Origin of the sequence: Shewanella sp. ISTPL2 (assembly GCF_013283205.1) — a bacterium.
GTDB classification, from domain to species: domain Bacteria; phylum Pseudomonadota; class Gammaproteobacteria; order Enterobacterales; family Shewanellaceae; genus Shewanella; species Shewanella oncorhynchi.
Window position 1 is genome coordinate 1,847,462 of the sequence record NZ_JAAPAV010000001.1, and the last position, 19,998, is coordinate 1,867,459.

The 19,998-nt window shown below is 44.8% G+C and carries 21 protein-coding genes; 12 read left to right on the plus strand and 9 right to left on the minus strand.

Translation table 11 applies throughout. The features are described from left to right. Nucleotides 1–298 precede the first annotated feature (298 nt). From cobA to cysC, 5 genes are all read left to right on the plus strand, one after another. Complete coding sequence (gene cobA / locus HUB64_RS08245) at nt 299–1,141, plus strand: uroporphyrinogen-III C-methyltransferase (protein ID WP_173496781.1); 843 nt, start codon at nt 299–301, stop codon at nt 1,139–1,141. 91 nt (nt 1,142–1,232) lie between these two features. Further along, the gene (gene cysD, locus HUB64_RS08250; RefSeq protein WP_105251586.1) at nt 1,233–2,141 is read left to right on the plus strand and encodes a sulfate adenylyltransferase subunit CysD; all 909 of its coding nucleotides are present in this window, start codon (nt 1,233–1,235) and stop codon (nt 2,139–2,141) included. An 82-nt stretch (nt 2,142–2,223) separates the two neighbouring features. Further along, entirely contained in the window at nt 2,224–3,666 is a 1,443-nt protein-coding gene (gene cysN, locus HUB64_RS08255; protein ID WP_173497900.1) for a sulfate adenylyltransferase subunit CysN, read from the plus strand. A gap of 3 nt (nt 3,667–3,669) precedes the next feature. Next, nucleotides 3,670–5,394, plus strand: coding sequence for an SLC13 family permease (locus HUB64_RS08260; RefSeq protein WP_173242986.1), 1,725 nt, complete (start codon nt 3,670–3,672; stop codon nt 5,392–5,394). Between the two features lie 64 nt (nt 5,395–5,458). Then, nucleotides 5,459–6,076, plus strand: a complete 618-nt coding sequence (cysC, locus tag HUB64_RS08265) for an adenylyl-sulfate kinase (RefSeq protein ID WP_105251589.1) — start codon at nt 5,459–5,461, stop codon at nt 6,074–6,076. 102 nt (nt 6,077–6,178) lie between these two features. Here the strand turns inward: cysC and HUB64_RS08270 are convergent, their stop codons facing one another. Next, nucleotides 6,179–7,018 carry a TIGR03899 family protein gene (locus HUB64_RS08270; RefSeq protein WP_028761753.1) on the minus strand — a complete coding sequence of 280 codons (840 nt, stop codon included), beginning with the start codon at nt 7,016–7,018 and terminating at the stop codon, nt 6,179–6,181. 144 nt (nt 7,019–7,162) lie between these two features. Next, nucleotides 7,163–8,371, minus strand: coding sequence for an MFS transporter (locus tag HUB64_RS08275; protein ID WP_173242993.1), 1,209 nt, complete (start codon nt 8,369–8,371; stop codon nt 7,163–7,165). A 476-nt stretch (nt 8,372–8,847) separates the two neighbouring features. On the opposite strand from HUB64_RS08275, the gene hemG reads away from it, so the two are divergent. Further along, on the plus strand, nt 8,848–9,369 hold the full coding sequence (gene hemG, locus HUB64_RS08280) for a menaquinone-dependent protoporphyrinogen IX dehydrogenase (protein ID WP_028761755.1): 522 nt from the start codon (nt 8,848–8,850) through the stop codon (nt 9,367–9,369). Between the two features lie 107 nt (nt 9,370–9,476). Beyond that, a complete protein-coding gene (locus HUB64_RS08285; protein WP_173497901.1) occupies nt 9,477–10,004 on the plus strand; it encodes a cytochrome b/b6 domain-containing protein in 528 nt (175 codons plus the stop codon). A 106-nt stretch (nt 10,005–10,110) separates the two neighbouring features. Here HUB64_RS08285 and HUB64_RS08290 read toward each other — a convergent pair whose 3' ends face one another. From HUB64_RS08290 to nfsB, 3 genes are all read right to left on the minus strand, one after another. Continuing rightward, complete coding sequence (locus HUB64_RS08290) at nt 10,111–10,866, minus strand: DsbA family protein (RefSeq protein ID WP_105251591.1); 756 nt, start codon at nt 10,864–10,866, stop codon at nt 10,111–10,113. Between the two features lie 312 nt (nt 10,867–11,178). Continuing rightward, the gene (locus HUB64_RS08295) at nt 11,179–11,823 is read right to left on the minus strand and encodes a DNA-J related domain-containing protein (protein ID WP_173496782.1); all 645 of its coding nucleotides are present in this window, start codon (nt 11,821–11,823) and stop codon (nt 11,179–11,181) included. A 333-nt stretch (nt 11,824–12,156) separates the two neighbouring features. Beyond that, nucleotides 12,157–12,810, minus strand: coding sequence for an oxygen-insensitive NAD(P)H nitroreductase (nfsB, locus tag HUB64_RS08300; protein ID WP_173496783.1), 654 nt, complete (start codon nt 12,808–12,810; stop codon nt 12,157–12,159). Between the two features lie 162 nt (nt 12,811–12,972). On the opposite strand from nfsB, the gene HUB64_RS08305 reads away from it, so the two are divergent. The 3 genes from HUB64_RS08305 to HUB64_RS08315 all read left to right on the plus strand — a co-directional run bounded on the left by HUB64_RS08305 (nt 12,973) and on the right by HUB64_RS08315 (nt 14,586). After that, on the plus strand, nt 12,973–13,338 hold the full coding sequence (locus tag HUB64_RS08305; RefSeq protein ID WP_105251592.1) for a glyoxalase superfamily protein: 366 nt from the start codon (nt 12,973–12,975) through the stop codon (nt 13,336–13,338). 77 nt (nt 13,339–13,415) lie between these two features. Then, nucleotides 13,416–13,772: a DUF6547 family protein gene (locus HUB64_RS08310; protein ID WP_254306295.1), complete on the plus strand. Its 357-nt coding sequence runs from the start codon at nt 13,416–13,418 to the stop codon at nt 13,770–13,772. Between the two features lie 334 nt (nt 13,773–14,106). Continuing rightward, on the plus strand, nt 14,107–14,586 hold the full coding sequence (locus HUB64_RS08315; protein ID WP_173496784.1) for a hypothetical protein: 480 nt from the start codon (nt 14,107–14,109) through the stop codon (nt 14,584–14,586). Nucleotides 14,587–15,149: 563 nt separating this feature from the next. On the opposite strand, the gene HUB64_RS08320 is transcribed toward HUB64_RS08315, so the two are convergent. The 3 genes from HUB64_RS08320 to HUB64_RS08330 are packed head-to-tail and all read right to left on the minus strand — an operon-like array spanning nt 15,150 to nt 17,290. Continuing rightward, nucleotides 15,150–15,875, minus strand: a complete 726-nt coding sequence (locus HUB64_RS08320; RefSeq protein ID WP_173496785.1) for an amino acid ABC transporter ATP-binding protein — start codon at nt 15,873–15,875, stop codon at nt 15,150–15,152. Then, a complete protein-coding gene (locus tag HUB64_RS08325) occupies nt 15,868–16,548 on the minus strand; it encodes an amino acid ABC transporter permease (protein WP_006085903.1) in 681 nt (226 codons plus the stop codon). The genes HUB64_RS08320 and HUB64_RS08325 overlap by 8 nt, the downstream gene beginning before the upstream one ends. Nucleotides 16,549–16,555: 7 nt before the next feature. Then, the gene (locus HUB64_RS08330; protein WP_173496786.1) at nt 16,556–17,290 is read right to left on the minus strand and encodes a basic amino acid ABC transporter substrate-binding protein; all 735 of its coding nucleotides are present in this window, start codon (nt 17,288–17,290) and stop codon (nt 16,556–16,558) included. 370 nt (nt 17,291–17,660) lie between these two features. On the opposite strand from HUB64_RS08330, the gene HUB64_RS08335 reads away from it, so the two are divergent. Then, the gene (locus tag HUB64_RS08335; RefSeq protein ID WP_173496787.1) at nt 17,661–18,542 is read left to right on the plus strand and encodes a hypothetical protein; all 882 of its coding nucleotides are present in this window, start codon (nt 17,661–17,663) and stop codon (nt 18,540–18,542) included. Nucleotides 18,543–18,550: 8 nt separating this feature from the next. On the opposite strand, the gene HUB64_RS08340 is transcribed toward HUB64_RS08335, so the two are convergent. Further along, nucleotides 18,551–19,441: a LysR family transcriptional regulator gene (locus tag HUB64_RS08340; protein WP_113938996.1), complete on the minus strand. Its 891-nt coding sequence runs from the start codon at nt 19,439–19,441 to the stop codon at nt 18,551–18,553. Between the two features lie 122 nt (nt 19,442–19,563). Here HUB64_RS08340 and HUB64_RS08345 point away from each other — a divergent pair, with 122 nt between their 5' ends. Continuing rightward, nucleotides 19,564–19,998, plus strand: coding sequence for a CidA/LrgA family protein (locus HUB64_RS08345; RefSeq protein WP_028761649.1), 435 nt, complete (start codon nt 19,564–19,566; stop codon nt 19,996–19,998).

Sequence of the window (19,998 nt, forward strand, 5' to 3'; positions counted from 1 at the left end):
CCCATAGAGACATGTTTAGGTAGAATTTTTGGCAATAACATAGTGCCAAAATCATGCACTTAGCGGACAGAAATTAATTTGATGCAATTCGCTTAATCTTATTAAGTCATTTTTATTTCAATGGGTTAACCTGGATTTAGGGCATTTTTGATTTTGAAACCCAAGGTTTTCCCCAATTTAAGTGAGTGGTCACTCATTCTTTTATATCTAAATGATATAAAAACTAATAATTATCTATTTATTATGGAATATAAGACGCGCTATATTTCTACAGACTAAAGTGATCTTGGGGATTCTGATGGAAATTTTCTCTTTACCGGGCCAAGCGGCCAAAGGCAAAGTCTGGCTGGTGGGTGCAGGTCCCGGCGACGTTGAGCTATTGACGTTAAAGGCATGGCGCATCCTTAAAACCGCTGATGCAGTGCTATACGACGCTTTAGTCAGCCAAGATATCCTCGATCTTATTCCCAAAGACGCTGAGAAGATTGCCGTAGGTAAACGTGCGGGCAAGCATAGCGCCGCACAGGACGAGATTAATCAGTTACTTGTCACTAAAGCCTACACCCGTAAAAATGTGGTGCGCCTTAAAGGTGGCGATCCTTTTATTTTCGGCCGCGGGGGCGAAGAGTTACAAACCTTAGTCGAAGCTGGGGTTGAGTTTGAAGTCGTTCCCGGCATTACTGCTGCCAGCGGCACGTCAGCCTATGCGGGAATTCCCCTAACCCACAGAGACCATGCCCAAGGCGTCACTTTTATCACTGGTCATTGTCAGTTAGAGAGTCGCCCTATGGATTGGCAAGGTTATGCTAATCCTAACAATACCTTAGTCGTGTATATGGGGATTCTGAACGCAGGCATTATTCGCCAAGGTTTAGTTGATGCGGGCCGAAGCCCTGAAACACCCGTGGCGATAGTGTCAAAGGCAACCACTAAAGAGCAACGTCGTTTTATCGGCCGTTTAGGTGAGCTTGAACAGCTTGCCGCCGATCCAGAATTACAAATGCCAGCTTTGATGATCATAGGTGAAGTCGTCACGCTGAGTGACACCTTGCATTGGTTCAAACCTGAAGCGATTGAATCGACTCAGGTCAGCGATGAACAGACTCAATCGGTTAGAGTCTCGGGCGCGTCGATAAGCTAAGCCGCAAACAGTTAAAGCTATTAAGCAGTTAAACAAATTAAGCTAATCCATGCTGTGGTAACACGGCGAATTTAAGGTAACGGAGAATAGTATGGCCGGGCGTGAATTAAGCCACTTACAACAACTGGAAGCCGAGAGCATTCAGATCATTCGTGAAGTTGCAGCCGAATTCGATAATCCTGTGATGTTGTATTCCATCGGGAAAGATTCTTCCGTTATGTTGCATTTAGCACGTAAAGCCTTTTATCCGGGCAAGATCCCATTCCCGCTACTGCATGTCGATACAGGTTGGAAATTCAAAGAGATGATCGCGTTTCGTGATGCGCAGGCAAAGAAATTTGGCTTCGAGTTACTGACGCACATCAACCCAGAAGGGTTGGCGCAGGGAATTAACCCCTTCGACCATGGTAGTGCGAAACACACTGACATCATGAAAACCCAAGGTTTAAAGCAAGCACTTAACCAATATGGTTTCGATGCGGCTTTCGGTGGGGCTCGCCGCGATGAAGAAAAATCCCGCGCCAAAGAGCGCGTGTATTCCTTCCGCGACCGTCACCACAGATGGGACCCTAAAAATCAACGTCCAGAATTATGGCGCACCTATAACGGCGCAGTGAACAAGGGCGAAAGTATTCGCGTGTTCCCATTATCTAACTGGACTGAGCTGGATATTTGGCAATATATTTATCAAGAAAACATTGAGTTAGTGCCTTTGTATTTTGCTGCTAAACGTAAAGTGGTTGAGCGCGGTGGTCAGTTAATCATGGCCGATGACGAGCGGATGAAGTTAGCCGAGGGCGAGCAGATTAAAGAAGAAGTGGTGCGTTTTAGAACCTTAGGTTGCTACCCACTCACGGCCGCCATGTATTCTGAGGCCGACAGTCTAGAAAAGATTATTGAAGAAATGCTGTTAACCCGTTCGAGCGAACGTCAGGGCCGATTGATCGACTCAGATCAAAGCGCCTCTATGGAGCAGAAGAAGCGTCAAGGCTACTTCTAATCTCTACAGGGTTAACCCTATTTCGCTAAGGTGGCGCTAATCAGCGCGACCTTCAGCCAAGCAGATCAAGAGTGAGAATATGATGGACAAAGCGGTCAATAAAACCAATCTCATGGCGGCAGAAATTACCCTCCATGGTGTGAAAGAATATCTAGCCCTGCAGCAGCACAAAGGCTTACTGCGCTTTTTAACCTGTGGCAGTGTCGACGATGGTAAAAGTACCTTAATCGGCCGTCTGTTACACGACAGCGCGCAGATCTATGAAGATCAATTAGCGAGCCTCAAGAGCGACAGCGCTAAGATGGGCACCACAGGTGAAGCGATTGACTTAGCCTTGCTGGTGGATGGCCTACAAGCTGAGCGCGAGCAGGGCATCACTATCGATGTGGCGTATCGTTATTTTTCAAGTGATAAGCGCAAGTTCATCATTGCCGATACGCCAGGGCATGAGCAGTACACTCGCAACATGGCAACGGGTGCATCAACCTGTGATTTAGCGGTGATTTTAGTCGATGCCCGCTACGGCGTGCAGACTCAGACTAAGCGCCATGCGTTTATCGCGTCATTACTGGGTATTCGTCACTTTGTTGTGGCCGTGAATAAGATGGATTTGCTTGGGTTTGACGAGCAAGTATTTAACCGTATTCGTGCCGATTTTACGGATTTTGTTAAAGACTTCGGTAATCTCGATATCCACTTTGTGCCGTTATCGGCGCTTAATGGTGACAACGTGGTTGAGCGCAGCACCCAAAGCCCATGGTATCAAGGCGGTACACTGCTTGAACTGCTAGAAACCATTGATACTCAACGTGAACTCAGCTCATTGCCAGTGCGTTTTCCGGTACAATATGTGTCGCGCCCTCACTTAGATTTTCGCGGTTTTGCAGGCACTTTAGCCTCTGGCATCATTAATGTTGGCGACGAGTTAGTCGCTTTGCCATCGGGCAAACGCAGCAAGGTTGAACGTATTGTGACCTTCGATGGTGACATACAAGAAGCGGTTGCAGGCCAAGCTGTGACTATCACGCTGGAAGATGAAATTGATATTTCCCGTGGCGATTTATTGGCAAGACCGGATTCTGCGCCAGCCGTCGCTAACGTGATCAGCGCTGATATAGTGTGGATGGATGAAAAGCCATTACAACTCGGTCAGTTATATGACATCAAAGTGGCCGGTAAGAAGACGCAAGCCTCTGTGACTGCTATCGATTATGTGGTTGACGTTAACACCTTAGCGCGCAGTGCTACGGACACGCTTGGGTTAAACGCCATTGCTCGCGTGACCTTAGAGCTGACCGAAGACATAGTGTTCGATGCGTATTCGTTAGTGCGTGATACGGGCGGAATGATTTTAATCGACCGCCTGAGTAATGCGACGGTTGCCGCGGTTATGGTGGTGTCGGGTCAACATGTTAACAAGCAAACAGCGTCACAATTTAGTGCCTTTGAAGTCGAGTTTAATGCCTTAGTGCGTAAACACTTCCCCCATTGGCAAGCGATAGATATCACTAAGCTTGGAGCTTAATTTGTGAGTGACTTGTGGCTATTAGCGATTATTTTGATAGGGCTTGTGGCTGGCTTAATTAGCGGCCGTATCAATCCAGCGGTATTGTTTTTATTTGCATTTTTGCTCTGTTATTTGCTTGGCATGGTTGCGCTCGATACCGCATTAACAAGCTTTACCAATATTGGCTTAGTCACGCTGGTCCTCTTGGTGTTGGCCGCGACAGCGTTAGAAAAAACGTCCCTGCTGGGGAAGTTGAGTCAAGTCATAGGCAATAGTTCTTTGCCTATGACAATGGCAAAGCTCGGATTTTCGACGGCTTTACTGTCGTCATTTACCAATAACACTGCGGTCGTGGCATCACTGATTGGTGTTGTGCGCCGCAATCAAGCACACGCGCCAGCTAAGTTATTATTGCCGTTAAATTATGCGGCAATTTTAGGTGGCACACTGACCCTGATTGGTACCTCTACCAACTTGATTGTGAACTCCTTTGTAGAAAACGCCGGCTTACCCGCCTTAGGCTTCTTCGAGTTTACGCCAGTTGCAGTGGTGATCGTCGTCGCAGGCATCTTGTTACTGACCTTACTGGCGAACATTCTGCCCGACAGACGGGAAGAATCAGGTGAAGAAGCGCTGCCATATTTGCTCGAAGCCCATGTGGCGAAAGGTTCGTCCTTGGTCGGTCGCAGTGTGGTGGATAACAAACTTAGGGCACTAAAAAAGTTATATCTGGTTGAATTAGAACGCAGTGGCATTTGTATTTGCCCTGTGCCGCCCCAGTTAGTGTTGCAAGCGGACGATGTGCTGCGCTTTAGTGGCGCGGTGGAATCGGTTGAGTTATTGCACCAATTCGATGGTTTAGATTGGTTTGGTAAACATCAAGCCAAAGGACAAAATTTAGTTGAAGCTGTACTCGCACCGTCGTCCAGTTTAGTGGGTAGTTCATTGAAAGCATCGCGTTTTCGTGAGCAATTTGATGCGGCTGTGATGGCCATTCGCCGCGGAAATCATCCGCTGAAGGGTGGACTCGGTGACATTATTCTGCAACCCGGTGATGTGTTGTTATTGACGCCAGGTGATGGTTTTAGCAATAGCGCAAAGCTGAGTTCAGAGTTTGCAGCGATCAGTGGCTTAGATTTGAATGTGCGTCTAGACAGTCGTCGTGGTCGTTGGGTATTGCTGGGCTTTGCGGCAACGATCATCCTGAGTGTCACTGGCATATTACCCTTGGCTAAAGGTTTAGTGATATTGCTGCTCAGTTATTTTGCCATAGGCGCAGTCACGCTGGCTGAGCTTAAACGCCGTTTCCCATTGGAATTAGTGGTGATCGTGGGGAGTGCATTAGGGCTTGCCAACTTGATGATGAGTACAGGCCTTGCGAACAGTTTAGCCCAAGGATTACTCTCAGTTATTAACGGTTATGGGGTATTTGGCGCTTTTGTCGGCGTGTATTTAATGACCTTATTGCTGACTGAACTGGTGACCAATAACGCAGCGGCGGCGCTGGCGTTCCCTATCGCTTACGCGATTGCACTTAATTACGGTGTCGATGCAAGGCCCTTTATTATGGCCGTTGTCTTTGGTGCCAGTGCGAGCTTTATTTCACCCTACGGCTATCAGACCAATTTGATGGTATTTAATGCGGGTAATTATCGCTTCAGTGACTTTGTCCGCCTTGGATTGCCGTTATCTGTGCTGTATTCCCTGATAGTGATATTTATGGTGCCGATCATCTTTCCATTTTAGTGATTAGCTTGAGTTTATTGCCCTTATGTTAGCGGTTAGTCAACATGGGGATTGAGGAGTTTTTATGACAAATATCGTGTGGCATCAACATCCTGTAGACCAAGCCGCCAGAGCCGAGCAGAAAGGCCAAAACCCAGTACTACTTTGGTTTACCGGACTTTCTGGCGCGGGCAAGTCAACATTGGCGGGTGCACTAGAGCGGGCGTTATTTGAGGCGGGATTCCACACTTATTTGCTCGATGGCGATAATGTGCGCCATGGCCTGTGTAAAGATTTAGGGTTTACGGTTGAAGACCGTGATGAGAATCTGCGTCGTGTGGGTGAAGTGGCTAAATTGATGGTGGATGCGGGGCTTGTGGTGTTATCGGCCTTTATTTCCCCGACCCGTGAAGAACGTGATGGTATTCGTGCCCGTTTTCCTGCGGGGCAGTTTATTGAAGTGCATGTAGCTACGCCTTTGAGTGTGTGCGAGCAGCGTGACCCTAAGGGGTTATATGTGAAAGCGCGTAGTGGCGAAATTAGCAATTTCACTGGTATTTCATCACCTTATGAAGCACCATTAGCCGCCGAATTAACCATAGATACCAGCAAAGGCGATTTAGTGACTCAAGTGCGTGCATTAATCGATTATTTAACGGCGATCAATGTAATTAATGCCGATAAGGCAAAAGCGCTAGCTTAACATTTAGCCCTTATCTTGCTTAAAAGGAGCCTTTAGGCTCCTTTGTTATTTCTGAGTTTTACTGCTTATCCCATTGATTCATAATTTTTTATGGCGTGATCATTATTCTATTTTAAAGTCTTTAGCAAACAAGAGTTGTAGAGCCTTCAAGTATTCTTGATCTGGCTTAGGCTGTACTAGTTGGGCGAGTTCATCACCAATCGGTGTTAAGCGATAATAACTAAAAAGCAGATTACCGCTCTTGGGCGTAAGCTTCATTTGTATGCCTTGCAGGGCAAATTGAATCGGTGTTTTGTTATTGAGTAGGCCGGTTTCGAACTCACTGCTGTGAAGTATTCCCGCATCGACTAAGGTCAAAATACTGGAATAAGGTAGCCCAAACTGGGATAAGCCTAAATTGACTGAGGTGGTTTTACGGAAATACTGGCCAATCCCACCTGACAAGCGGTAGCCACTGATGAGTTTTAGGCGCTGCTCGTTATTTACCTTCGCCGCCATGCCAAGGGCTTTTTCAAGAATTTGTGCTTCCCTGTGAGTCAGTTGCTTGAGCAGTGCTAGGGTACGTAGACTGAAGTTGCCCGGATTGACTATCTCGCTCGACAATATCCGAGCCCATAAATCTTGCATCTTGCGGTTATGGATTTGTTCCGCCATCAAGAAAAATTGATGGCTCCAATCGGGATCAAGATCGACCCCAGTGACATCTGAGTGGGTATAACTGAGGGCTAAGGCAAAAATGGTTTCCACATTGGCCTGATATTCGCTCGATAACTTGCGTGCTCTATGTTGAGCTCGCTCGGCTATTGAGGCGTTCGCAGGGCGATATTCTTGCTCACTGGCGAGCCCTAATTGGCGACCGAGTAGCAGGGCTTTTTTGCGAGCGGATACCTCGGATGCTGACTCGCCTTCTTCTGCCAACAGTAAAATATCTGAATCCTTCATCGCGTTATTAATCCTTGAGCCTGCACTGTGGTTGAGGTGAGGGTTTAGTGAACTCTTACATTCGGTTGTAGCTTACTTTAGATGATCATCTCTTTAGTTTGAGCATCTCGTTAAGCCAATTCTTTGGTTCGTTATTATGCCGTTTTATTTAACGACTTTAGCGATTGATTTCGCACTTTTAGTTGGCCAAGACCATAAGGTTTCATTACCCGGTTCAGGATGGCGCGGAACATTCAGCGCTAGTATTAACGAACATACGGCAAAGCCCGCCCCTATGTAAAATACAAAGGCGGGATCGGTTAACCATAATAAGCCCAAAAGCACAGGAATAATCACAGCCGCTATGTGGTTTATGGTGAAACTGACTGACATAGTGGCGGCAATATCTTTGCTGTCGGCGATTTTTTGAAAATAGGTTTTCATCGCAATTGCCATCGCAAAAAGTAAATGATCGATAACGTAAAGTGCTGCCGCCATATTGGCTTGTTCGACTAGGGCATAGCTGATAAAGACTAAGATGAGTCCGATATATTCCACAGTAAGCGCATTACGCTCACCAATACGTCCAATCAAACGACCAATAGCAGGCGCAAAAAGTAGATTAACGGCATAGTTGATTAAGAACAGCGCAGTGATTTCACTGACGCTATAACCAAACTTTTCAACCATCATAAAGCCCGCAAATACCATAAAGATTTGCCGCCTTGCACCTGAAAAAAAGGTGAGCAGGTAATAGAGCCAATAGCGTTTACGCAGTATGATTTTTTTGTGTTGTATTTCCGTTGTCTCAAACTTGGGGTAATACCATGTTATGGTTAGCACAATGATGAGACCTAATACGCCTATAATCAAATACATATGCAGGTAGTCTAGCTTCAACCAAGTCATTACTAGCCAAATGCTGGCATAACCGACTAAAGCGGCCGCCGAACGCCACGCCAGTGCTTTACCCATAAAACCCGCCGCGTCTTTTTTATCGACCCATTGCAGCGTTAGCGATTGGTTGATGGTTTCAAAATAGTGAAACCCGACAGACATCAACACAGTCGTAAGATATAGCCCTATGACCTGAGGAAAGAAACCTGTTACCGCTACGCCGATACATAAAATGGCGAGCGAGAGCAGGGCGAAGGCTTGTTCTCGAATGAGCAGCAGCACAAAAATTGCCGTAAAAGCCAAGAAGCCGGGGATTTCGCGCAGGCTTTGTAACATGCCGATTTCAGCACCAGTGAATTGGGCTTTCTCAATCACGAAGTTGTTGAGTAATGCCTGCCAAACGGCAAACACGAGCGACATAACAAAGGTCATCCACAGCAAGAGTGCTTTAGGATCTTTTGCTTGAATAGCTTTCATGGATAAGGGACTCAGGCGATAAGTGTTCAAATGCTAATGCTTTTTTCTTAGGTTGGCTATATAAGGTGTGACTTATCCCTTTCAATTTTGTAACAATGTTTAGGCGAATTAACTCTCTAGGTTACAAAGACGCTAAAGCGAGAATATACCTAAGGCGTTATTTTTGTGAGGCAGTTAAAACTACCGCATATACTTGGGGTGTTTGGCGCTAAGCCCGTGATCTATTTCATGTAAATTGGCGGGTAAATCACCTAGTATGAAATATCATAATTGTCATTTTACTTTTGCATACCAAGTTAAATTCCACTGGAATGCCAATGACTCTGGGTGTCCATTGCTACTTTTAGCGCATTTAGTCTGAGCGTTGTGATGTCATTTGATATGCCAAACGGGCATAGAGAGTCGAAATTAAGTCGCCTATACCGTTTTTTCTAGGCCGCTTATTGTTATTTTGCTTGGGATTAATCGAGGCTAAATTGAAAAGAATTCTTATCATTTACTCTAGTGTTCACGGCCAGACCCAAAAGATTGCTAAAAAGCTCGCACAGCAGTTAATGGCTTTGGGGAATGAAGTGGTTACTGCCGATATCAAGGCCGCTCCAGTGCTCACTGAGTTCGACAAAATCATCATAGGCGCCAGTATTCGCCATGGTAAACATAACCCAAGTTTGTACGAGTTTATTGAAAAGCATCAAGCCGTATTGACGGATAAGGTCAGTGGTTTTTTCTCTGTCAGCTTAGTGGCACGTAAACCCGAGAAAAACACCCCTGAGACCAATCCTTACATGCAGGCATTTTTAAGTAAAACCACTTGGCGGCCACAATTGTTGCGCGTTTTTGGGGGTAACTTGAATTACCAAGGCTATAACGCTTTAGATAGAAATATTATCCGTTTCATCATGTGGTTAACGAAAGGACCTACGGACCCTGTTACTAATGTTGAATACACGGATTGGCAGAAAGTGACTGAGTTTGGTGAGCAGATCCACAGCGCTTAAGCTTGATATCAAATTTCGGTGCTTCATTTAGCCCTATTCTATTCGCGCCCTGAAAGCGGTATGTATGCCTTAGTCACAAGGGCAAAGGAGCATTAAATATGATCAGTATGATGACTAAACTTCGCTCCTTATGCCGAGTCATTATGGCGCAACTGCATGTGTGGATTGTCGTGTCGACTATCTTACTCGTGTGTTCCAGTCCGTGGATTTTTATGGGCCGACGGATACCCGATAACGCCAGTTTTTGGGATTATTTGCATGTATATTTAGGTTTAGCGTGCACTGTGCTTGGGATTCTTTTTTTACTCAGCAATACCTTGCGTGGCAAGTGGCACCAATACTTTGGCTGGTTGGCGGGTGATTGGACACAGTTAAAGCAAGATATTGTTGGACTTGCTAAAGGCAAATTCCCCGTCGCTGGTGGCAAAGGGCTGTTTAGTGCCATAGAAGGTATCGGCATGCTGTTGCTAGTGGCTACAGGGGTTACGGGCCTAGTTTGGTTTATCGTTCAAGGGACGCCAACGGCACTGACATGGCGTGGTTATCATCAAGTCTTTGCGCAGGCTTTTATTGGTTTCTTGGTCCTACATCTCGTCTTGGCTGCGAGCCATATTCTTGATTTTATTCGGCAATAAACTGCAGAACCCATATTGAGCGCTTATATCGATAGCTTGGATTGAACACGCATAAAAATGGCATCCTAATTTGGAGGCCATTTTTTATTTCAACGATTGTTTTAAATTAGCTAAGACGTTGCTGACGGGTCACACCAATTGCGGCGGCGAAGACTAGAAATAACCAGCCTAGACTGCCACCCGATGAGGTTTTAGCGGGGGCGGCATCTTTCTCAACAGCAAGGTAGTTAATTAACCCAATTAACTCATCTAAGGTTTTGATGCTGTTTAAATTTACCGCATATTTATCGTTCACGATAAAGGCGGGTACGCTGTCGATTTTGAATTCATTCTGCTGGGTGCGCCACAGGGAAAGCTTTTCATTAGTGCTTTTGCTATCGGCTAATTCATCGTATTTAGCAGCATCGACACCAAATTGGGCGAAGACTTTTTTGATGTCATCACGGCTGTTAATTTGCGGCTCATGCTGATGGCCAGGTGCACTATGATCGTGGCCGTTTGCGCCCTCTGCGCCTTGGATTGCGGTAAACATGGCATGGGTTAAGGCGTCTTTGTTATCAACGCTTTGGATCACGGCTAATGAACGCATCACTTCGGTGCCAATGTCGCTATTCATAAAGTCGACATGCTTATTGTCGAAACTTATCTGTTTGTTGAGGTTCGCCTTGATATCAGGCAAATAGTTGGTTTCCATATTGAAGCAGTTATGGCAATAAAATGAATAGAATTCAGTGAGTTTTGGTTCGCTACTAGGCGCTTTGGTCGAGATTTGAGTGTAATGTGTGCCTTCAACAAAATTGGCGGCAAAGGTGCTCAATGGTGCAATCGCTAAGGTTACAGCCAAGGCTAATTGTTTAATCATAGTTTCCTCAAATTCGGTGGGATTGAATTCACAATGTCAGTCGTTGTTATCGTTGACATTCAACGGTCAACATTAGAGATAGAGTGAGCTTCAACCTAGGAGTTAAGCTAGCCCAAATGGCAGCGTTGACACATAGGTTCAGGTTAAATGGAAAGGCTTAATTATGACTGAATTGGCATGAAGCTAGTAGGCTAAATCTGTGATCTCAATGGAAGTTTTGCCTTAGATTTGGCAGGACTGTAGACAGGATCGCATCGCTAAGTCGGCGCATGTTGATTAAAGCCCAGTTCTGCATCACCACTGGCTAAATTCTTACGCAATATCCCTAAGCGACTGCCAAGCTTCGCACACCTCGCGAAAACGCGCCGCATCGCCATCGGGCCTGTCTGGGTGCCATTTGAGCGCTAAACGACGCCATTGCTTGCGGATATCACGGGCGGTAGCACTCTCGTCTAATTCGAAAACTCGCAGCGCGTTACCTTTGTTCATCAGATTGATATTTAAGCCAATATAGCTCTTATAATTGCTCCAGAATGCCTCAAGTAATTCTCGTACTACGTTTTCGCTGGTGTCGTAGTTATTCCAATCGAGGTAATACTCACGCAGGGAAGTATCTTGCATTATCAGCAGGTTAACGTTTGATGGTACTAAGCGGAAGATTTGAATTTCCATGGCTTTGACTTGCAGCCATTGCTTGGGCAGTAATATTTCCTGCAGTTCAAACAGGGCGTTCATCAGCAGGAAGTTACGTTTGAATAAATCGTTACCCGGGTTTTCATCAAGTTGGTGGATCAGCCCTTGGGTTTGTAATTCAGTGGCTAAGTGATGGATTTTCCAACTTTGATTTGAAGCTTGTAAAACCGTAAGCAACGGCCAAATCAGTGGGTTATCGCCCTTAGTGTTTGCAACTCGAATCGATTGAGGTTTTTCAGTGAGTGAGGGTTTGGCAAATAACATACTGACTGTCCCATCCTAAATTGTGAGTGTTACCAATGCGCCGATAAAACCGCTGGGCTGCAACAAATATGACTCGAAAGGCGACGATAAATGATCATTCACTAAGTTGAGCCGCAAACTATGCCACAGAGCCAAAGTGTAGGCAAAGATGAATTTTAGAGCAATACCGTGATGGTTTACTCCTACTTTAGATGGTTTCTCGGCGTAAATAAGCCGTTAACAGCAGTTAGCTTTTAGGGGGCGGCAGTTAAGAGAGGGCTCGCTTTAGACATGATGCCCTTGTTTATATCACATAAAATCAAGGGCATGCTTATTTTTACATAGAGTGAAGGACTAGATCTCGGTGAAGATCACTTCTTGATCTAAGCGAGACTTAGGCAATTTAGCGTTGAAATCATTTTCTGAGTGATAACCTAATGCAACAACCACGCAGGCACATAGACCTTGCTCTCTTAAGCCTAGGACTTGATTCATTTTAGAGGCATCAAAACCTTCGATCGGACACGCATCAATATCTAATACACTTGCACCGAGCATTAAAGTGCCAAGCGCTAAGTAGACTTGTTTTTCCATCCAATGCTGGGCATCTTTCAGCTCAAATTTATGCATATTAGCGAAGAAAGAACGGCCATTATGTTGGCCTTGCTTGGCTTCTTCATTAGCAAAGCGGCCATCCTTCGCTTCTTGCTCGAGCACTTGCAGTAAGTGTGCTTCATCTAATTGAGCACGAGCACAGAGTACGAGTACATGGGAAGCATCGAGAATTTTTTGGGTATTAAACGCATAGTTTTCGGTCGCTTGGGCAACTAACGCTTTACCTTCCGCCGTACTCGCTAACACAAAATGCCAAGGCTGTGAGTTAGTCGATGATGGGCTGTACTGCAATAAGGTTTTGATTTCTGCTATTTTATCCGCAGGAATCGTCTTAGTTGGATCAAAGGCCTTAGTGGTGTAGCGCTTTTTGGCGAAGAAACTTAAATCACTCATGTAACGGCTCCAAATCATTAAGGAATACAAATTCAATGGCAGCATTTTAAGCAGGTTTAAGTAAAAAACAATGTGATCAAGGTAGGTATTAGTTTCAAAAAAAATTTGAAACTGGGTGCTTATGCGTACTAGACAAAGCTTATGTGTGATGGAGTAGATGGCATGAAGTTTCAGACAATCCCAATTATGCGGATCTTTGATGAAGATAAAGCCAAAGAGTTTTACCTAGGCTTTCTGGGGATGGAATTAGATTGGGAACATCGCTTTGAGGATGGCTACCCGATTTATATACAAGTTTCACTTGGCAATTTTGTTTTGCACTTGAGCGAACATTCAGGCGACTGTACTCCTGGCTGTAAGGTTTTTGTGAATGTGAGTGAACTTGATCAATTATTTGCTCATGTGACTTCTAAGCCATATAAATACAACAAACCTAGTATTGAAGATGCGCCTTGGGGCGATCGTTGCTTTACTGTAACAGATCCGTTTTCAAACAGGATTTTGTTTAATGAAGCAGCAGACACATAACAGAGTGAGGCATTCGAGGCCTGCGGCATTCACAAGTTTACGCGCATGGGTACTGCGTTATGCTCTCAGGAGAAAAAATGAGTTCAGTTGAATTGTGGAAAAGCTTTGTTGACGAGTTTGCTCAGTTACATGATGGAGTATTTGAAAAATGGGTCTTGCAAGAAGGGAGCTATCCAAACAGGCAGGAAAATTCAGAAATAAATGAGTTCTTAACGTCACTAACTGTCCAGCAAAGAGAGATTCTCGTCAAGATGCTTATTAATGCTAGACGTGGTGGTATTCATGATGCCTTAGTACGACTTAATGACAGAATGGACTGCGAAAATGGTCAGTATTACGAAAACGGCATTGAGATGGAATTTCAGCCCTTTGGTTCCACCCTTTACTATGACTATGTTTGTCGCCGAGAAGGGGATAATTGGGAGCAAGAATAGGTATTATCGGAATATCTTGCTTCCAATGAAAACCCTGCAAAGCTGAATTATTTCAGTTGCTTAACAAAGTCATCGTTGGTTGAAGGCAAACCAAAAGTGCATTATGTTGTTGATCTAAAATGGATGGCTTGATTTATTGTTAGCTCTTCAACTTTTGATGACTCTCATTTAAGCAATTTTAGCTAGTACAAGTTGTAGACAAACAGAAAGTGCATTATGTTGCTGATCTAAAATGGATGGCCAGATTTTTAGCCCTCTAACAAGCGCGTCAATTAGGACGCACGCAAGCTCGCGCCAATTGTGCGAGCGTTAGCTTATTTCAGGGTCGTCAAGAATGTATAAATTTTATATATCTTTATTGTTTACATTTTATTCTCAACTTGTATTTTCCGAGGCAAACTCATGGAGTGTAGAGAAGCTATTGTTCGATCCTGGCGAAGAACTTATTCCTAGTGTGGTCAGTGACTCAAAATTATCAGTGGCATATTTAATGCGGCACCCAATAAAAAGAGATACAAAATTATATTTTATGTTAACCGATGCTGGCTGTAAAAAAGGCTTATCTATGGAAGCTATGCATTTCGTTTATATAAACAATGAAAAGGACTTATTCATGAGCTCTTGTTGGGATGCCTCGCACCGAAGATTCTATTCTCTTTCTGGTGGTTATCTTTTAATGGAAGAATTTTTAAAAAAAGAAGTGGTATCCATAAGAGAAATTGAACTTACGAATGGTTTTTCTCCTATAAATGAAAAATATAGTGCAATAAATTTTGAAAAGAATTTTCATGTGTATAATAAAAAAAACTATTAATTAAACTTGTAAAGCTAACAAATCGCTCAAGCATTGCCACTTCGTGGCTGGACAGTTTTTAAGTCGCAGTTTTGTGGTTTTGCTGCGAAAAACTACAACTTAAAACTGCCACTTAGCTCGGCGTTAGCCCATAGAATTTTTTGAAATTCACCAGTTATAGTTGATGAGCTAACATGCATTTGTCCCAAAGTATGTTGCGTATGTCCGGTGTCTTTTAAATCTACAGGTTATGCTAAAGCCAAAACGGTGAGCTAGGGTGATTTGCGAGACGACCGTCCGCTCCATGGACGGGGCGGTCGAGCATCCACGGATGGACTGGCTGCGAGTCGATGAGCGAATGCCATGGCTCACCCATCCGTAGGAGCCAGCATTTAAGTTACCAAGTAACAAATCATTTAGTCGTACTAACCCTCTATTTTTTTAAGCGCTTCTGTCCAAAATTGCGTTACGTATCTCTTTTAAATCTACAGGTAACGCTAGTGCTAAAAAGGCAAGCCAGAGAGTTATGCAAGATGACAATCCGCCCCTGCCTCCAATAATGAATTTAACTTAAGCCGCTTAAGCTAGCGTAATACTTTGCTTAAAAACGCTTGGGTACGGGCTTCTTTCGGGTGGCTAAATAGCTCATCTGGCGGACTAGATTCGACTACATAACCGCCGTCCATAAAGATCACTCGATCGGATACATCGCGCGCAAAGCCCATTTCGTGGGTGACAATGACCATGGTCATGCCCTTTAGCGCTAAATCTTTCATCACGTCTAATACATCCCCGACCATTTCGGGATCGAGTGCCGATGTTGGCTCATCGAACAGCATCAAGTCTGGTTCCATGGCCAATGCGCGGGCAATGGCAACCCTTTGCTTTTGGCCGCCCGATAAACTGGCGGGATAGGCATTGGCTTTGTCACTTAAACCAACCTGTGCCAGTAGGTCGAGGGCTTTGGTCTCGGCTTGATTTGGCGTCATTAGTTTTAGACTAATGGGCGCTAAGGTGATGTTTTGGATGACGGTTTTATGGGGGAACAGGTTAAAGTTTTGAAACACCATGCCCACTTTTTGCCGCAGTTTATCTACGCAGGCGTTTGGCGCTGTGATCAATTGACCTTCAATCTCGATATCGCCTTGGCTTGGCTGCTCTAACAGATTAATACAACGCAAAAAGGTACTCTTGCCACTGCCACTTGGGCCGATCACACTCACCACTTCGCCCTGACGAATATGCTCGCTAATGCCCTTGAGCACTTGGTTATCGCCGAAGTTTTTATGCAGGTTGGTTATTTTAATCACTTTGTTTCAACCTCTTTTCAAATTTCGACAGCACAAATGTGAAGCTGTAGGTCAGGAATAGGTAAATAAGGGCGCAGGTAAATAACGGCACACTGTCCTCGAAGGTACGGCTACGGATGATTTCACCGGCGCGCATAAGGTCAACACCACCGATAAAGCCAATGACGGCGGTTTCCTTGAGGAGCACGATAAATTCATTACCAAGTGCGGGCAGAATATTCTTAATCGCTTGGGGCAGAATAATCGACTTCATGGTCATTGCTTGGGACAAGCCAAGTGAACGGGCCGCTTCGGTTTGACCTTTATCAACGGCTTGAATCCCTGCGCGGATTATCTCAGAAATATACGCGCCGCTATTGAGACCAAAAGCGATAATGGCTGCAGTGATCTTATCGACATCTAAGGCAGAAAGCACGATGAAGTAAAGGATCACTAATTGCACAACTACTGGGGTGCCACGGATCACGCCGACATAAAGATTGGCGGGGAAGCGGATATACCACTTAGACGACATCTTCATAAAGGTGGTGCCAATGCCTAACACTGCGCCTAATAACATGGCGAAGAAAGTGACGATTAACGTCACTTTCAAACCATTTAATATCAGCAGTATGCCTATCATGCCATCTTCGCCAATCGGGCTAAACAGCGAGGTATTAATTGCGTCTATCATGCTGATATCACTTTATATGGGCAGAAACGAGCGTCTGATATTGGCCGTCAGCTTTCATGTTAGCCAGTGTTTTATTGATGCTCGCCAACAGTTCAGGCTGCTCTTTCGACACGGCGAAACCATAAAACTCAGCAGGAAAATCCAGTTTAATCATCTTTAATTCAGGATTTTTAGCCAGATAGTTAGCGGCAGGTTCGCTGTCGAATAACACTAAATCTACCTTTGAATTTTTAAGCTCCATAATGGCTTCGAAACCCGTATTAAAGGCGGTGATATTTTGGGTGTATTTTTTCGACATAATGTCAGCGGTTGTGCCTAACTGCACCGCAAAGTGTTTGCCTTTAATATCTTCAAGCGTATGAATACTATCGTTATCTTTGTTGACTAGTACGACTTGAGTCGCTTCGTAGTAAGGCTCAGAGAAGTTTACGTTGGCCTGACGTTCAGCGGTTATCGTCATACCTGAGGCGATAAAATCAATCTTGCCTGAGTTGAGTGCGACGATCAGTGAATCGAATTTCATGTTTTCGACTTTCAGTTTCTTGCCCGCATCTTTAGCGATTTGCTTGGCAAGATCGATATCAAAGCCTTTGATTTCATCGCCACTTTGGCCGCCAACATATTCAAAAGGAGGGAAGGCGGCATTGGTGCCAACGACTAACACGTCATCGCTTTTTCCGCATCCAGCTAACAACAAGGTGGCAGTTAAGGTCAGGCCGCCTAATAACATGGACTTTTTCATTTAAGACTCTCTTGTTCGATTTCACTATCAGTGTGGCGACTATAGGCAGATGAGCATTAAGTGTCAATAATTATGCTGTTAATTTGATTAAAAATTCATTTCTATTTTGCGGTTTTCAGTCGCAAGATTGAAGGGCGCTGCTTTCCTGTACAAATTTGTGTGTAAGTTGTTTTTTCTGGGTTGAATTATTGTGCTTTGGTCTATAACTATTGTTACTGTTAGGTTTTTGGCTATCTATACTTCTGTGGTGTTTATTAGCGGCTTCTCAATGAGAGTGTCATAATTTGAACTATCGCCTATTATTCTTTGATTAAATTGGCTAGTTTAGCCGCTCTTTAACGGCAACCTTAGTTGGTGTTATTCCTATTTTATGCAGTTTAATCCTCTGGCTGATTTGATTATCAAGCTAGAAACGATGTTTCAGGAGTCAAAAGTGAACTATCTCAACTCAGCATTAGTGTGCTTAGCCCTGTGCTTATCGAGTGCACTGCAGGCCGAAGAGCAAACTCAGTGGCATTACAGCTTAGGCAGCCATGATTTTGTGGTCGAGGATTCTCACACCTTAGGGGTGAATGCGAGTCTATTGTTAGAACATAAAACCCAAAGCGATATTTTGCTGACGGCGGCGCTGGATGCCTATTTAGACGTAGATGTCGATAAACTCGATCCTGACCACATCCCTGTGTGGTTTAAGTCTGCCTATGCCGCGAGCGGTGAACTTTATCGTGTTAATCCCGCGTTTTCATTCGGTTGGCAGTTCGATTTACAGGGAAAGCGTAATACCGTTAGCTCGGTTGAGAAACAAGCGAAGGTATTTCCTGGGCTGACAGCTAACTTTGATGGGCAAGCATTACAGGCTCAGTTCAATGCGGGTGCGGGTTATTACTATCTCGAAATCGATGACGATGTGCCTAGAACTCGAGGTTACGATCGTGGCGATTTTGGCAATGGTACGTTTGCTTATACCTTTATGGGAAGTGTAGGGGCTAATGTGACGCCTAAGCTACATATGCAAGTGGCCGCACAAACCTGGCAAGACGAGGATAAATGGTTAGAGAATCAATATCGCTTTGAGCTGAGTTACCAAACCGATTTTTGGCGGACTAATAGCGTGTTAATGCTGAGTGCTGAGCACACGCAATACAATTTAGACCACTATGCCAAAGTCGATGTTAACTCGGCTGAGTATTTGCCTATTCTGCCATGGGATAGCGATACGCTAGTGCGTTTAAGCTTAGTGGTTCCTTGGTAAGAATAGGGTTATTTATGGGTTAAGTGCTTCTCGACTAAGGCGATCATGGCTTGAGCCGCGAAGGATAAAACTTGGTCTTTGCGCCAAAAGAGGGATAACTCCCAGCGCAGCTCGTCACTCGCCAGCGGGATATTTACGACGCCTGACACGCTGTAGCGCCGCGCGATGGAGCGCGGTAATACCATAACCCCTGTGCCCGCGGCGACTAAGGCAATACCGAAATCGGCTTGGCTAACGCGGGTGATGTTTTTAGGGACAAATCCGGCGTGTCGGCAGGCATTGAGCACTAATTGGTAGAGAGTGTATTCGGTTTCGAACATCACCTGAGGGTCGGCACTAAGATCGCTAAATGACAATATCTGTCGGGTGGATAACGGATTTTCCTTAGGCAGCACTACTACCATAGGATCGTTAAACACGCGTATGCCGTCATAACCCTCATCAAAATCAATAATCCCAGTGGCCAGTTCAATTTCGCCCTTTTGGATTGCCGCGGTTTGCTCTACACCGCCACGGACGAGTAAGTGCATCTCTATCTGCGGATATTGCTGGCGATATTTGGCAATAATCGGGGCAAAAATTTCGGCACTACCTAGAGGAGCCAATCCGAGATTGAGTTCGCCCGCGGTTAAGCTGCGTTGGGCCGTGAGTTCAGCGAGCATGCGTTGTCGGCCAGCGAGTAACTCTTTGCCATGTCGATAAACAACTTCGCCCGCGGGCGTGAGTTTGACTTGGGTGCCGCGTTTACCGCGTTCGAGTAAGATGAGGTCTAGCTCCTCTTCCAATTGGCGTACGGCCTTTGATAGTGCAGGTTGGGTGAGATGGACTTTTTCGCTGGCTTTACCGAAGCCTCCAGCATCGACGATTTCGATAAAATAGCGGATAACTTTGAGGTCCATTAAGGTTCACCTTTAAATGTATTCTTAAAATTCATGCATTACATTCTTAATATTCATTTTTTTTATCAAATAGGCAAGCCTAGAATAGCCCTATAGAAAACTTTGTTCTAACCGAGAAAATCATGTCATTCCCACAAGCCGCAATACGTCAGTGTCGACATTGGGCTTTGTTATTAAGCCAAATCGGCCTCTTCTGTTTACTGTCCTTCGCATGTCACTGGTTCGCCACTTGGGCACATTCTCCTATTCCAGGGAGTGTGATTGGCTTAGGCATACTCTTATTTTTATTAGGTTTTAAACTCATTCCTGAAAATGCCGTACAACTGGGCGCCGCTTGGTTGATTGGTGAGTTATTGCTGTTTTTCATCCCGCCAGTGATATCCGTTATTAAGTACGAAGGTTTGTTTGAGCAATACGGCACCAATATATTGTTCACTTTAGTGATGGGCAGTGTGTGTGTGATGTTTGGTACAGGCTTTGTGGTCGATAGAGTGTTTCGTTTTGAGCGCCAACTGAACATCAAAAAGCAAGCCCGTCGCCACGCTAAGGCGGCTTAA